General features: G+C 73.0%; 14 protein-coding genes. 7 read left to right on the forward strand and 7 right to left on the reverse strand.

Annotated elements, in window-relative coordinates:
• Positions 1-6: 6 nt before the first annotated feature.
• Complete coding sequence (locus N4G70_RS03500; RefSeq protein WP_261710863.1) at positions 7-366, forward strand: hypothetical protein; 360 nt, start codon at positions 7-9, stop codon at positions 364-366.
• A 90-nt stretch (positions 367-456) separates the two neighbouring features.
• On the opposite strand, the gene N4G70_RS03505 is transcribed toward N4G70_RS03500, so the two are convergent.
• From N4G70_RS03505 to N4G70_RS03515, 3 genes are all read right to left on the reverse strand, one after another.
• Positions 457-1,659, reverse strand: a complete 1,203-nt coding sequence (locus tag N4G70_RS03505) for a sensor histidine kinase (RefSeq protein WP_261710864.1) — start codon at positions 1,657-1,659, stop codon at positions 457-459.
• A 125-nt stretch (positions 1,660-1,784) separates the two neighbouring features.
• The gene (locus tag N4G70_RS03510) at positions 1,785-2,510 is read right to left on the reverse strand and encodes an ABC transporter permease (RefSeq protein ID WP_261710865.1); all 726 of its coding nucleotides are present in this window, start codon (positions 2,508-2,510) and stop codon (positions 1,785-1,787) included.
• Positions 2,510-3,424 carry an ABC transporter ATP-binding protein gene (locus N4G70_RS03515; RefSeq protein WP_261710866.1) on the reverse strand — a complete coding sequence of 305 codons (915 nt, stop codon included), beginning with the start codon at positions 3,422-3,424 and terminating at the stop codon, positions 2,510-2,512. Before N4G70_RS03515 ends, N4G70_RS03510 begins: the two co-directional genes overlap by 1 nt.
• 316 nt (positions 3,425-3,740) lie before the next feature.
• Between N4G70_RS03515 and N4G70_RS03520 the strand changes: the two genes are divergently transcribed.
• The 3 genes from N4G70_RS03520 to N4G70_RS03530 are packed head-to-tail and all read left to right on the forward strand — an operon-like array spanning position 3,741 to position 6,697.
• Complete coding sequence (locus tag N4G70_RS03520) at positions 3,741-4,595, forward strand: MaoC/PaaZ C-terminal domain-containing protein (RefSeq protein WP_261710867.1); 855 nt, start codon at positions 3,741-3,743, stop codon at positions 4,593-4,595.
• A gap of 34 nt (positions 4,596-4,629) precedes the next feature.
• Positions 4,630-5,706: a Zn-dependent alcohol dehydrogenase gene (locus N4G70_RS03525; protein WP_261710868.1), complete on the forward strand. Its 1,077-nt coding sequence runs from the start codon at positions 4,630-4,632 to the stop codon at positions 5,704-5,706.
• 46 nt (positions 5,707-5,752) lie between these two features.
• Positions 5,753-6,697 (forward strand): 3-oxoacyl-ACP reductase, encoded by a 945-nt coding sequence (locus N4G70_RS03530; RefSeq protein ID WP_261710869.1) that lies wholly within the window; start codon positions 5,753-5,755, stop codon positions 6,695-6,697.
• Between the two features lie 66 nt (positions 6,698-6,763).
• Here the strand turns inward: N4G70_RS03530 and N4G70_RS03535 are convergent, their stop codons facing one another.
• Complete coding sequence (locus tag N4G70_RS03535; protein WP_261710870.1) at positions 6,764-6,910, reverse strand: hypothetical protein; 147 nt, start codon at positions 6,908-6,910, stop codon at positions 6,764-6,766.
• A 54-nt stretch (positions 6,911-6,964) separates the two neighbouring features.
• Positions 6,965-8,098, reverse strand: a complete 1,134-nt coding sequence (locus N4G70_RS03540; RefSeq protein ID WP_261710871.1) for a hypothetical protein — start codon at positions 8,096-8,098, stop codon at positions 6,965-6,967.
• A 293-nt stretch (positions 8,099-8,391) separates the two neighbouring features.
• Between N4G70_RS03540 and N4G70_RS03545 the strand changes: the two genes are divergently transcribed.
• The 3 genes from N4G70_RS03545 to N4G70_RS03555 are packed head-to-tail and all read left to right on the forward strand — an operon-like array spanning position 8,392 to position 11,420.
• Positions 8,392-9,240, forward strand: a complete 849-nt coding sequence (locus N4G70_RS03545; RefSeq protein ID WP_261710872.1) for a Nif3-like dinuclear metal center hexameric protein — start codon at positions 8,392-8,394, stop codon at positions 9,238-9,240.
• Complete coding sequence (locus N4G70_RS03550) at positions 9,237-9,980, forward strand: C4-type zinc ribbon domain-containing protein (protein ID WP_315904227.1); 744 nt, start codon at positions 9,237-9,239, stop codon at positions 9,978-9,980. Before N4G70_RS03545 ends, N4G70_RS03550 begins: the two co-directional genes overlap by 4 nt.
• Complete coding sequence (locus tag N4G70_RS03555) at positions 9,981-11,420, forward strand: bifunctional RNase H/acid phosphatase (RefSeq protein WP_261710874.1); 1,440 nt, start codon at positions 9,981-9,983, stop codon at positions 11,418-11,420.
• A 410-nt stretch (positions 11,421-11,830) separates the two neighbouring features.
• Here the strand turns inward: N4G70_RS03555 and eda are convergent, their stop codons facing one another.
• The gene (gene eda, locus N4G70_RS03560; RefSeq protein ID WP_261710875.1) at positions 11,831-12,478 is read right to left on the reverse strand and encodes a bifunctional 4-hydroxy-2-oxoglutarate aldolase/2-dehydro-3-deoxy-phosphogluconate aldolase; all 648 of its coding nucleotides are present in this window, start codon (positions 12,476-12,478) and stop codon (positions 11,831-11,833) included.
• 74 nt (positions 12,479-12,552) lie between these two features.
• Positions 12,553-13,353: a peroxide stress protein YaaA gene (gene yaaA, locus N4G70_RS03565; protein ID WP_261710876.1), complete on the reverse strand. Its 801-nt coding sequence runs from the start codon at positions 13,351-13,353 to the stop codon at positions 12,553-12,555.
• Positions 13,354-13,359 lie beyond the last annotated feature (6 nt).

Here is a 13,359-nt window from a genome sequence, read left to right on the forward strand (position 1 = left end):
GTTGTCTTGCAGAAAGAGGACGGACGGATCTTCCGCGAAGCGTGGATTTCCGGCGTGAAGAAATATTACCCCGGCGAGCCCAAGCCCGGATACGTTACCCCGTGGGAAGAAACACCCGACTGGGAGCGGGATGCAGCGGCTGCGGTGTGCGCGCAGGTGGCGGACTTCATCGCGGTGAGCAGCGGGAACACATCGAAACTGTCTCGCGATCAGAAGGGGCGATTTGTCGCTCTGTGCTGGGTCGCCCAGATCCACAAGCATTTCGATGACCCGAAACCGAGCTACGTCGCCGACTGGCCCGAACTCCCCGTATGGCAGCAGCAGACAGACGCGGATATTTTTGAAGCCATCGAGCAAACTCGATAGCCGATACCACGCGCCCCGCCAATCCCACCCCTCGGGGAAGGGCGGGGCAGCCTCATGCGCGGCGGCACCCAACCAGTCCGTGGAGGCGGCTCAGTGCCCCGCCGGCCCCGTTGTCAGTTCCGCGTCCAGGGCCGTGTCCGCCGGGTCCACCGGGAGTTCGGCTGTGACGCGGAAGCCGGTGCGGGGGGCGGGGCCCGCGGTCAGGGAGCCGCTTGCGGCGGCCAGGCGTTCGGTCAGGCCCTTGAGGCCCGTGCCGCCGATCCGGGGGGTCGGGGCGGGCGCGGTGGGCGCGCCGCGGCCGTTGTCGGTGATGGTCAGGGTCACCCGTTCCGGCGTGCCCTCGACCGCGATCTCGCAGCGCGTGGCCGCGCTGTGGCGCACGACGTTGGTGACGGCCTCGCGGACCACCCAGCCCAGCAACGCCTCGGCCTGCGCGGGCAGCGGCGGGCCCGACTGGCGTACCACCGGCTCGACTTCGGCGGCGCTGAGCGCCGAGCGGGCCCGGTCCAGTTCGGTGGCGAGGCTGCCCTCGCGGTAGCCGGTCACGGCCTCGCGGATCTCGGTGAGGGCCTGGCGGCCCACCGACTCGATGTCCGCGACCTGGCCGAGCGCCGCGTCCAGGTCACGCCGGGCGATCCGGCGGGCGGCCTCCGACTTCACCACGATCACCGAAAGGGTGTGGCCCAGCAGGTCGTGCAGATCGCGCGAGAAGCGCAGACGCTCCTTCTCCACCGCGGTACGGGCCAACTCCTGCCGGGTGTCGCGCAGTTCGCGGACCGTCTCGGAGAGCGAGAGCAGCGCCGCGATCACCATGCCGGACAGGAACGTCCCGTACGCGATGGTCATGTTGGCCCAAGGGTCACCCGTCTTGAACCCCGAGATCACCCCGACCGAGCCCGCGAGCGTGATGATCACGACGCCGAGCCGCTTGTCCCGCAGCACCGCGCCGCAGGCCAGCGAGAGCAGGGGGAAGAACAGCAGCCAGAGCCCGCCGTAGCCGATCCCCAGGGCGTAGGTGACGGCGGCGAGTGCGCCGAGCAGGACCAGGCTCGCCCGCTCCTCGCGCCGGCGCTTGTCGAACGCGCGGAAGGCGACCACCGCGTACAGGACGGCGAAGGCGAGGATGCCGAGGCCGCCGAGCCATGGGTGGGCCACCTTGCCCTTGGCGACCTCCAGGGCGGCGCCCGTGCCCATGAACAGCCACGGCAGGAAGGTGTACCCGTTGGCGGGCGGGCCGGGGAACTCGGTGGCCTTCTCACCCCGCGGCGGCAGCTTCGGCAGCAGTGATGGCAACGTGTTCTCCCCGTACTGAAGGTCCGGCTGAAAGTCCGGTTCAAGGTCCGGTTCAGGGCCCGGCTCAAGGTTCGGCTGGTCATGCGTGGGGTGGTGCGGCGGGCGCCGGTTCATGGGGCCGCCGCTCAGGCCGTTCGCGCCGACCGTCGGTAGGAGACCACGGCGTACGCACCGAAGACCAGCAGCCAGGCTGTCATCAGGGCGAGGGTGGCCGCACCCGGGGCGTGGCCCTGCGAGGTGGCCCAGCCGAGGTCGGCGAAGCGGTGGGTCGGAGTGTACTCGGCGATCTTCCGCAGCCAGCCGGGGAAGGCGGACACCGGGAACCACAGGCCGCCCAGGATCGCGAGGCCCATCAGGCAGGCGACGTTGACGACGCCGGTGGCCTGGGCGGAGAGGCGGTAGCCGTTGCCGAGGCCGAGCATCGTGAAGGGCAGCGCCCCCACCCACAGCAGCAGCGTGAGCGCACCCCACTGCCAGGCGTCCAGGCGTACGCCGTTGATCAGCGCGCCGGACAGGAGCACCGCGAGGATGCCGGGCAGCACCGTCACCGAGCCGCTGATCGCGCGCCCGGACACCACCCTGGTCGGCGGGAGCGGGGCGATCCGCATCTGCCGCAGCCAGCCGATCGACTTGTCGGAGGCGACGCCGGTACCGACGCCGAGGGCCGAACCCAGCGCCCCGTAGGCCGCCATGCCCACCATCGAGGAGACCTTCCACTCGGCGTCGCCGTTCTGGCCGCCGCCGACGTTGGTGAAGAGCAGATACATCAGCACCGGCATCCCGATACCGAAGATCACGAAGGAGGCGTCACGGAGCGTGCGCCGCATCTCCAGCTTGATGTACTCGAACATCAGACGGTCTCGCTTTCGTGTGCGGTGAGGGAGAGGAAGGCGTCTTCGAGGCTCGCGGGCGCCACTTCGAGGCGGCGGACCGCGCCCATCGCGGCGAGGGCGACGACGGTGGCGTCCGAGTCGTCGGTGCGCAGCCGGGCCCGGTCGCCGTGGATCTCGACGGTGACGACGCCCGGCAGCCGGGAGAGGCCCTCGGTCGCCATGCCCGCGAGGTCGAAGGAGACCAGGCTGCCGCCCGCCGCCCGCTTGACGGTCTCGCCGGGCCCGTCGGCGACGACGCGGCCCTGGTCGATGACGACGATGCGGTCCGCGTTGTCGTCGGCCTCCTCCAGATAGTGGGTGGAGAACAGCACCGTGTTGCCGCGGGCCGCGTAGGTGCGCATCGACTCCCAGAACGCGCGGCGCGCCTCGACGTCCAGCGCGGCCGTCGGCTCGTCCAGGAGCAGCAGTTCGGGGTTGCCCGCGAGGGCCATGGCGAACCGGACCCGCTGGGTCTGGCCCCCGGAGAGCTTGTCGACCCGGCGGTCGGCGAACTCGGTGAGCCCCGCGAGGGCGAGCGCCTCGGCGACCGGCATCGGCCGCGGGTACATGCTGCCGATGAAGAACACCAGCTCCCGCACGGTCACCCGGGGGATCGGGCTGCCCTCCTGGAGCATCGCCCCCACCAGCCCGTCCCGCACCGCCCGCTCGGGGCTCCGCCCGAAGATCGCCACCTCGCCCGCGTCGGGCTCGTTCAGGCCGAGCAGCAGGCTGATGGTGGTGGACTTGCCGGCCCCGTTGCGGCCGAGCAGCGCCACGGTCTCGCCGCGCCCGATGGTGAGTTCGGCGCCGCTCACGGCCCGTACCGCCCCATAGGACTTGACCACCCCGCTGAAGCGGACCGCGGTGGCGCTCTGTGTCGTCGTCTGCGTCATGTCCCGAACGCTACGGAGCGGCAGGGGGTGCGCCCCAGATGCGCTTGTACGGAGCTGGGCAGGACAAATGTCATGGCACGGCCCCCTCGGGGCGGGCGGGGACCCTTTCCGCCCACCGGATCTGACGTGGCGTCAGGAGCCTTCACAACTGCCGGGGCGTGCGCTATACCTGGGGGCCATCGGCCTAGAACGCGTTCTAGAACCCAAGGGCGGGTCCTCGGTCCGGTCCAGTACGACCTCGGTGTGGCCGACGGTGCGGACGGCCGCACCGAGGTCTTCTCCCGTGCCCGCACAACGCTCAAGGAGCAGCATCCACATGCCCATTGACGCCGCGCAGGCGGTCGCCGCCGAGCCCCGGTCCACCGAGATCGCCTGGGACCACAAGGACGTACAGCTCTACCACCTGGGCCTGGGGGCCGGCGTCCCCGCCACCGATCCGGACGAGCTGCGCTACACCCTGGAGTCCCGGCTGCATGTGCTGCCCTCGTTCGCGACCGTCGCGGGCGCCGGTATGGGCGTGGTCGGCGGGCTCTCCGCGCCCGGCATCGACGTGGACCTCGCGGCGGTGCTCCACGGCGGGCAGGCCATCACCCTGCACCGGCCCCTCCCGGTGGCCGGCCGGGCCACCTCGACCTCGAAGGTCGCTGCCGTCTACGACAAGGGCAAGGCGGCCATCCTGGTCCTGCGCACCGAGGCCGCCGACGCGGACGGGCCGCTGTGGACCAGCGACGCGCAGATCTTCGTGCGCGGCGAGGGCGGCTTCGGCGGGGACCGGGGGCCCTCCGCCCGCGTCGAGCAGCCCGACCGGGCCCCCGACCAGGTCGTCGAGCGCCCCGTCCGCGAGGAACAGGCGCTGCTCTACCGCCTGTCGGGGGACTGGAACCCGCTGCACGCCGACCCCGACTTCGCCAAGCTCGCCGGCTTCGACCGGCCGATCCTGCACGGCTTGTGCACCTACGGGATGACGCTGAAGGCGGTCGTGGACACCCTGCTCGACGGGGACGTGACCCGCGTCCGCTCGTACGCCACCCGCTTCACCGGGGTCGTCTTCCCGGGCGAGACCCTGCGCATCCGGATGTGGTCGGGCCCCGGCCGCGTCCAGGTGTCGGTCACGGCCGTCGAGCGCGACGACGCGCCGGTCCTCGCCGACACGATCGTGGAACACAACTGAGCCGTGTTTTCCGGCACTTGAGGGGAGCCGCACCATGCGCGCAGCCGTACTGCACGAGATAGGCCAGGACAAGCTCGACGTGGTCGACGACATGGAGGCGACCGGCTTCGGCCCGGGCAAGGTCAAGCTCCGCGTCCGCGCCACCGGCCTGTGCCACTCCGACCTCTCGGCGATGAGCGGGGTGCTGCCGCAGCCCGCGCCGTTCGTGCCCGGCCACGAGGGGGCGGGTGAGGTCATCGACGTCGGCGACGGGGTGACCGGGCTCAAGCAGGGCGACCGGGTCCTGATGTGCTGGCTGCCCGCGTGCGGGGCGTGCCCGTCCTGCAAGCGCGGCCAGACCCAGCTCTGTCTGGCCGGATTCATGAACGCCGGAACCCCCAACTTCCGCCGTGCGGGGGGCGATGTGTTCGGCTTCGCGGGCACCGGCACCTTCGCCGAGGAGGTCGTCGTCGCGGCCGGCTGCGCCGTCCCGATCCCCGACGACGTGCCGTACGAGATCGCCGCGCTGATCGGCTGCGGGGTGACCACCGGGCTCGGCGCGGCCATCAACACCGCGAAGGTGGAGGCCGGTTCGTCCGTCGCGGTCATCGGCTGCGGCGGCGTCGGCATCTCCACCATCCAGGGCGCCCGGGTGCGGGGCGCCGCCCAGATCGTCGCGGTCGACCCGGTGGCGTCCCGCCGCGAGGCGGCGCTCAGGTTCGGCGCGACGGAGGCGGTCTCGCCCGAGGAGTTCGCCGACGCCAAGCAGCGGATCACCGCGGGCGAGGGCTTCGACTACGTCTTCGAGGTGGTCGGCCGCTCGGCGACCGCCCGCACCGCGTACGAGAACACCCGGCGCGGCGGCACCCTGTGCGTGGTCGGCGCGGGCGCCATGGACGACTTCTTCCAGGTCAACATGTTCGAGCTGTTCTTCGACGAGAAGCGCATCCTGCCGTCCCTGTACGGCGGCGGTGACGTGCTGCGCTCCTACGAGCGGGCCATCGCCCTGTGGCGGGCGGGCCGCATCGACCTGGAGGGGCTGATCACCCACCGGGTGCAGCTCGCCGGGATCAACGACGCCCTCGACCAGATGCGCAGCGGCGAAGCCCTGCGCACCTGCATCGAGATCTGACCCGCCGCCCCCATCCGCGCACCCCTTGTGAGAGGACCCAACCGGCATGGCAGCACTGCCACTTGAAGGCCTGTCCGCGATCGTCACCGGGGCCGGACGCGGGCTCGGCCGGGCCGAGGCGCTCGAACTCGCCCGGCTCGGCGCGTCCGTCGTCGTCAACGACTTCGGGCAGCCCGGCCGCGACGGCTCCGGGCAGGCGTCGACGGGCCCCGCCGAGGAGGTGGCCGCCGAGATCCGCGCCGCGGGCGGACGGGCCACCGCCCACACCGGGGACGTCGCCGACCACCAACAGGCGCGAGAACTCGTCCAGTTGGCGATCGACACCTATGGAAAGCTCGATATCCTGGTCAACAACGCGGGCATCCTGCGGGACCGGATGATCTTCTCGATGAGCGAGGCCGAGTGGGACTCGGTGATCCATGTGCACCTCAAGGGTCACTTCAACACCACCCACTTCGCCGCGGCGCACTGGCGCGAGCGGTCCAAGGCGGCAGGCGGCCCGGTCTACGGCCGCATCGTCAACACCTCTTCCGAGGCCTTCCTGGCGGGCTCGGCCGGCCAGCCCAACTACGCGGCGGCCAAGGGCGGCATCGTCGGCCTCACCACCTCGACCGCCCTCGCGCTCGCCAAGTACGGCGTCACCGCCAACGCGATCTGCCCGCGCGCCCGCACCCGGATGACCGAGGACGTCTTCCAGGGGTTCCAGGAGCCGGGGGAGGGACAGCTCGACCCGCTGGCGCCCGAGCACGTCTCGCCGCTGGTCGGCTATCTCGCCTCGCCCGCGGCCGGCAAGGTCAACGGGCAGCTCCTGGTGGTGCACGGCGGGATGGTCGCGATCGTCGAACGGCCCCGGGTGGCCGCCAAGTTCGACACCGCCAAGGAGGTCTTCTCGTACGGGGAACTCGACGAGCTGCTCTCCCCCTACTACGAGGACAGGCCCGCCGGCGAGACCTTCGCGGCGGCCGAGGTGCTGGGCCTCAAGCGGGGCTGAGCGGTCCTGTGGAACGCACGAGGCCCCCGGGGCGGTCACCCCGGGGGCCTCGTCCGGCGCGCCCGTTCAGGCGTGCCGGGGCGCGTTCTCCTCGCGCCGGTGGCGGCCGTGGGCCGGTGTCGCCGAGTCCTCGGTGGAGGCCGCACCACCCCGGTGCCGGCCGGCGCTCTCGGACGCCGTCTCCTGCGGACGGGTGTCGATCTGGTTGGACATGAGCTGTGGTCACCCCGTAGTCGTCTTGCGTATGCCTGGTACCGCGCGCAGATTCTAACGATCACCCGACGGCGGCCGACGGCCGGTCAGCGGCGCCTGTCCCAGCGGTACGGGCTTGGCCGCGGCCGGCCGCGCGGGCCCCGGCGCGGGGCCGGCCGGAGCCGGCGGAGGGTCGGGTGGGGCGGGCAGGTCGAGCACCGCGCAGGGATTCGTCCGAGTGGCGTACGGGAGCCTCAGCACGCCCTTGGGTGTCCACAGCCCCGCACCCGCCAACCAGCCCTGCGGTGCGGCCAGTTGATGCAGATGGCGGCCCGCGGGACGCCACACGCCGACCCAGGTGCCGCCCGCCGCGTCGATGCGCAGGGCCACCGCGCAGGACTCCGGCATCAGCACCTGGCCCGGCTGCACGGCGAACGGCGTGACCGCCGCGTCCGCCAGGCGCAGGCACTCGGGGAAGCGCACCGGGAGCGCGGAGCCGAGCACGCCCCAGCCGAGCCGGTCGTGGCCCGGGGCGTTCGAGCGGATCAGGAGCAGTCCGCTGTCGGGGTCCGCGAGCAGCAGCCGGTCGTCGCTGTCCTCGGTGATCTGGAGCAGCTCGGTGACCTCACCCCCGCGCTCCAGGTCGACGGTGACCGTCTTGGTGCGGCCCCCCAGCTCCCGGTCGAGGGCCAGCATCCGGCCGGTGCGGTCCAGCCACACCCCGCCCGAGCAGTGCCCGGGGACCTTCGCCACCAGCTCGGGCCCGAACGCGCCGCCCGCCACCAGCCACAGCGCGGTGGAGTCGGGGCCCGCCGCCAGCGCGTAGGCGCAGCTGCCGTCCGGGGAGGGCGGCAGCAGCGTGAGCGCGTCCGGCCCGGCGTCGACGGCGCCCAGCGGCAGCTCGCCGGTGGCGGGGCCGGTGGGGTAGAGCAGGGCGAAGGAGTGCCGGTCCGCGATCCGGCGGTGGATGAGCACCCGTCCGTCCGCCATGGGCAGCACCCCGGCGTCCGGTTCCTCCGGCTGGTTGCCGGGGAGCGGCACCGCGTACGGCTCGGGCCCGTCGAGCGTCCAGCGCTCCGGGAACCAGGCCGCGCTCCCACCCTCGTCGCGCACCAGCCTCGCGGCGTACGCACCGTTCGCCGTGATCGCGAATCCCGTACTCCTGACCGCGCCGCCCTCGGCGGCGGTCTCGATGGCCAAAGCCGTCATCAGATGGCTCACCTCCGGCCACCGAAGCTAGGGAGCGCACGTCGAGCCGGACAACACGAGACCACTGGCTTCACACCAACGGGTGGCGGTCGGGCGATTCGCCGGTGGCCGGGGAGGTGGATGTGCAGGAACGATTAGTGCGAGGTCGGGCGTACCGGGGCGACCCTCCGTCGCGGCGCCGTCGTCCTGGATCCGCCGCCGCGAGGCGTCCGGGAGGACAGGCCGGCCGCCCTGTCGTGAGGGAGCCACCGGCGGCCGACCGGTGGGGCGCGGAGCGCAGGTAACCTGTGTGCGTGCCCCGTCTGTCTGAAGTCATCGCCGCGCTCGACGCCCTCTGGCCGCCCGAGCGGGCCGAGAAGTGGGACGCCGTCGGCACCGTCTGCGGCGACCCCGACGCCGAGGTGCGCCGGGTCCTGTTCGCCGTCGACCCCGTCCAGGAGATCGCCGACCAGGCCGTCGAGCTGGGCGCCGACCTGATCGTCACCCACCACCCGCTCTATCTGCGCGGCACCACCACGGTCGCCGCCGGCCACTTCAAGGGCCGCGTGGTGCACACCCTGATCAAGCACGACATCGCCCTGCACGTCGCCCACACCAACGCCGACACCGCCGACCCCGGGGTGAGCGACGCCCTCGCGGGCGCCCTCGACCTGCGCGTCTCGGGGCCGCTGGTGCCCGATCCGAGCGACCCCGCGGGCCGTCGCGGCCTCGGCCGCGTCTGCGAGCTCGACCACCCGATGACCCTGCGCGAGTTCGGCGCCCACGCCGCGGCCCGGCTGCCCGCCACCGCGCAGGGCCTGCGCGTCGCGGGCGACCCCGACGCGGTGATCAGGACGGTCGCGGTCAGCGGCGGCTCCGGCGACAGCCTCTTCGACGCCGTACGCGCCTCGGGAGCCGACGCCTTCCTCACCGCGGACCTGCGCCACCACCCGGTGTCCGAGGTCGTACAGCACGGACCGCTCGCACTGGTCGACGCCGCGCACTGGGCCACCGAGTGGCCCTGGTGCGAGCAGGCCGCCGCCCAGCTCGACGAGATCTCCGACCGCCACGGCTGGGACCTGAGGGTCCACGTCTCGAAGACGGTCACGGACCCGTGGTCCGCCCACCACACCTCCCCTTCTATTGATGGAGCCCCCAACTGAACGCCGCGCCCGCCGACCAGATCCGCCTCCTCGACGTACAGGCGCTGGACGTACGCCTGTCGCAGCTCGCCCACAAGCGCGATTCGCTGCCCGAGCACGCCGAGATCGAATCGCTCAACAAGGACCTCACGCAACTGCGTGACCTGCTGGTCGCCTCGCAGACCGAGGAGAGCGACACCGCTCGCGAGCAGACCAAGGCCGAGCAGGACGTGGACCAGGTGCGCCAGCGCGCCGTCCGCGACCAGCAGCGCCTGGACTCGGGCGCGGTCTCCTCGCCCAAGGACCTGGAGAGCCTCCAGCGCGAGCTCGTCTCGCTCGCCAAGCGCCAGGGCGACCTGGAGGACGTCGTCCTCGAAGTCATGGAGCGCCGCGAGGCCGCGCAGGAGCGGGCCGCCGAGCTGACCGAGCGGGTCTCCTCCGTCCAGGCCAAGGCCGACGACGCGACCGCCCGCCGCGACGCCGCCCTCGCCGGGCTCGACGCCGAGATCGCCTCGGCGACCAAGGAGCGCGAGGTCGTCGCCGCCTCCGTGCCGGCCGACCTGCTCAAGCTCTACGACAAGCTGCGCGCCCAGCAGGGTGGCGTGGGCGCCGCCCGCCTCTTCCAGCGCCGGTGCGAGGGCTGCCGTCTGGAGCTCAACATCACCGAGGTCAACGAGGTCAAGGCGGCCGCTCCGGACACCGTGCTGCGCTGCGAGAACTGCCGCCGCATCCTGGTGCGCACCTCGGAATCGGGTCTGTAAGTGCCCTCGTCGCCCGTCGCGGATCGGCAGTTCGTCGTCGAGGCCGACGGCGGCTCCCGGGGCAACCCGGGCCCCGCCGGCTACGGCGCGGTCGTCCTCGACCCGGCGACCGGCGAGACGCTCGCCGAGGCCGCCGAGTTCATCGGCGTCGCCACGAACAACGTCGCCGAGTACAAGGGCCTCATCGCGGGCCTGCGCGCCGCCCGCGCGCTCGACCCGGCGGCGCGGGTGCGGGTCCGTATGGACTCCAAACTCGTCGTCGAGCAGATGTCGGGCCGCTGGAAGATCAAGCACCCGGACATGAAACCGCTCGCCGCCGAGGCGGCCCGCGTCCTGCCGCCCTCGCAGGTGTCGTACGAGTGGATCCCGCGCGAGCGCAACAAGCACGCCGACCGGCTCGCCAACGAGGCGATGGACGCGGGCAGGCGGGGTGAGCGGTGGTCGCCCTCGCGCTCCACGGCCGACCTGACGTCCGCGGCCGAGGCGTCCGCGGCCGACGCCGGTGCGGCTCGCGTGGTGGGTGACGCGGCGGCGGGCGCGGCGCGGGCGCGGGCGGCGCTGGCGGGGGCGGCGCTGGCGGGGGCGGCGCCGGCCGGGGCGGCGCCGGCTGGGGCCGTCCATGCGGCGGGCTCGGCGCACGGTGCGGGTTCCGGAGGCGGTGCGGGTTCCGTGGCCGGGGGCGGTCTGGTGGGCGCGGGTGCCGGGGCGGGTGCGCATGCCTCGGCGGGCGTGGCTGCCGTCGAAGGGGCAACTCCCGTACTGGACACGGCTGTTGAGGCCGCGCCCAGTGTCGGTTGGGGGACCTCCGCCGATCTCGGGGCGCCCGCCACGTTCGTGCTGCTGCGGCACGGCGAGACCGCGCTCACGCCCTTCAAGCGGTTCTCCGGCAGCGGCGGCACCGACCCCGAGCTGTCGGCCGTCGGGCGCGACCAGGCCGAGCGGGTCGCCGCCGCCCTCGCCGAGCGCGGCACCGTCCAGGCGATCGTCTCCTCCCCGCTGCGTCGCTGCCGCGAGACCGCGGCCGCGGTGGCGGGCCGCCTCGGACTCGACGTGCACATCGAGGACGGCCTGCGCGAAACGGACTTCGGGGCGTGGGAGGGGCTGACCTTCGGCGAGGTCCGCGAGCGCTATCCCGACGATCTCGATGCCTGGCTCGGCTCCGCGAAGGCGGCCCCGACGGGCGGGGGCGAGAGCTTCGCCACGGTGGCCCGGCGGGTCTCGGCGGCCCGGGACCGGGTGATCGCCGCGCATCCCCGGCGCACGGTGCTCGTGGTGACCCATGTGACCCCGATCAAGACCCTGGTCAGGCTGGCCCTGGGGGCGCCGCCGGAGTCCCTGTTCCGCATGGAACTCTCGGCGGCCTCGATTTCGTCGGTGGCGTATTACGGGGACGGCAATGCGTCGGTGCGGGGGCTGAACGATACGGGGCACCTGCGGTAGGGCTTGGGGGGTGGGGGGCTTGGGGTGGGGGTCGCTTTCGGGTGCGGGCCGGTTGGGGCGGTTTGCGCAGTTCCCCGCGCCCCTTCAACCCTCTCGGCCCTGCCGGCCGTGGGTGGCTGGTCGCGCAGTTCCTCGCGCCCCCTAACGCCGCTTTCGGGTGCGGGGCGTGGTCGCTTTTCGCGCAGTTCCTCGCGCCCCTACACCCTCTTCGCTCTGCGGATCGTGGTCGCTTCTCGCGCAGTTCCCCGCGCCCCTTCAACCCTCTCGGTCCTGCGGGCCGTGGGTGGCTGGTCGCGCAGTTCCTCGCGCCCCTTCAACCCTCTCGGTCCTGCGGGCCGTGGGTGGCTGGTCGCGCAGTTCCTCGTGCCCCTGGGGTGCTCGGGGGTAACTCTCTTGATGGGGGCGGGGGTTCAGGGCATCAGTGTCGCGGCCTTGCGGGACAGGGTTTCTATGTGGGGCCAGTCGTGGGCGGTGATCGCGGGGCGGGGGAGCATCCAACTGCCGCCTACGCACGCCACGTTCGGCAGGGACAGGTACGCGGGGGCGGAGGCGGGGGTGATGCCGCCGGTCGGGCAGAAGCGGGCCCGGGGGAGTGGGGCGGCGAGGGCGGCGAGGTAGGCCGTGCCGCCCGCCGCCTCGGCCGGAAAGAACTTCATCTCGCTCACGCCCTGTTCGAGCAGGGCCACGACCTCCGACGCCGTCGAGACCCCGGGCAGGAACGGCACGCCTGACGCCCGCATCGCGGCGAGCAGGTTCGGCGTCCAGCCGGGGCTCACCAAGAAGCGGGCTCCGGCGTCCACCGCGTCGGCCACCGCGTCCGGCGTCAGTACCGTGCCCGCCCCGACGACCGCGCCGGGCACCTCCGCGGCGATGGCCCGGATCGAGTCCAGCGCGGCCGGCGTACGCAGGGTCACCTCGATCGCCGTGAGCCCGCCCGCCACCAGCGCCCGCGCGAGCGGCACGGCGTCGGCGGCGTCGTCGATCACCACGACGGGGACGACCGGGGCGAGATCCAGTACGGAGGCAGCGGCGGGGGAGGGCGCGGCGGGGGGCGTCATGCGCCCATCCTGCCGGTGCCCTGCGGTGTGTGCAACGCTCGTTGCGTATGCTGCAACGATAACCGGGTTCCGCCTCAGTGGATCTGGGTCACGACCACGTCCAGCGACCAGGGTCGGCCCGGCTTGACGGGCGGCTCCGCCTCCACGACGTAACCCAGGCCCCGCAGGGTCTCGACCAGTTCCGCGGGGTCGGCGGGGGCGGCTCCGGCGGTCAGCAGATCGCGGACGATCCGGCCCTTGGTCGCCTTGTTGAAGTGGCTGACCACCGACCGCTTCTCCACGCCGTCCACGATCGCCGAGTGCAGCACCCGGACGGTGGCGGTGCGGCTCGCTACGGCGCCCTTCGGCTTCCAGGCGGCGGCGTACGCCGCGGAGCGCAGATCGAGGACGAGGCCCGTGCCCGCGGCCTCGGTCATGACCGGGTCCATCACGCCTCGCCAGTACGTTCCGAGCGCGCCGAGGCCGGGCAGCTTCACGCCCATCGAGCAGCGGTAGGACGGAATGCGGTCGCCGGTGTGCACGGCGCCCCACAGCCCCGAGAAGACCAGAAGCGACTTCGCGGCCCGGCGCTTGGCGGCCGCGTCCAGGGAGGCGAGGTCGAGGGCGTCGTACAGCACGCCGGTGTAGATCTCCCCGGCCGGACGCGTCCCCGCCGTGCGCAGCTCGACGTTCTTGGCGACCTCGCCGCGCAGGCCCTCGCTCAGGCCGAGTACCTCGCGGGCCTTGTCCTCGTCGGCGGCGCACAGCTCGACGAGCTCGTCGAGGACGGCCGCGCGGGCCTGCGCGAGCCCGGGCAGGGACAGCGATTCCGCCTTCAGGGGCGCCCCGCGCCCCGACGCGGCCTTTCCTTCGGAGGGCGGCAACAGCACCAGCACGGCGAT

It is taken from the genome of Streptomyces sp. ASQP_92 (assembly GCF_025399895.1).
In the GTDB taxonomy this organism is placed as follows: domain Bacteria; phylum Actinomycetota; class Actinomycetes; order Streptomycetales; family Streptomycetaceae; genus Streptomyces.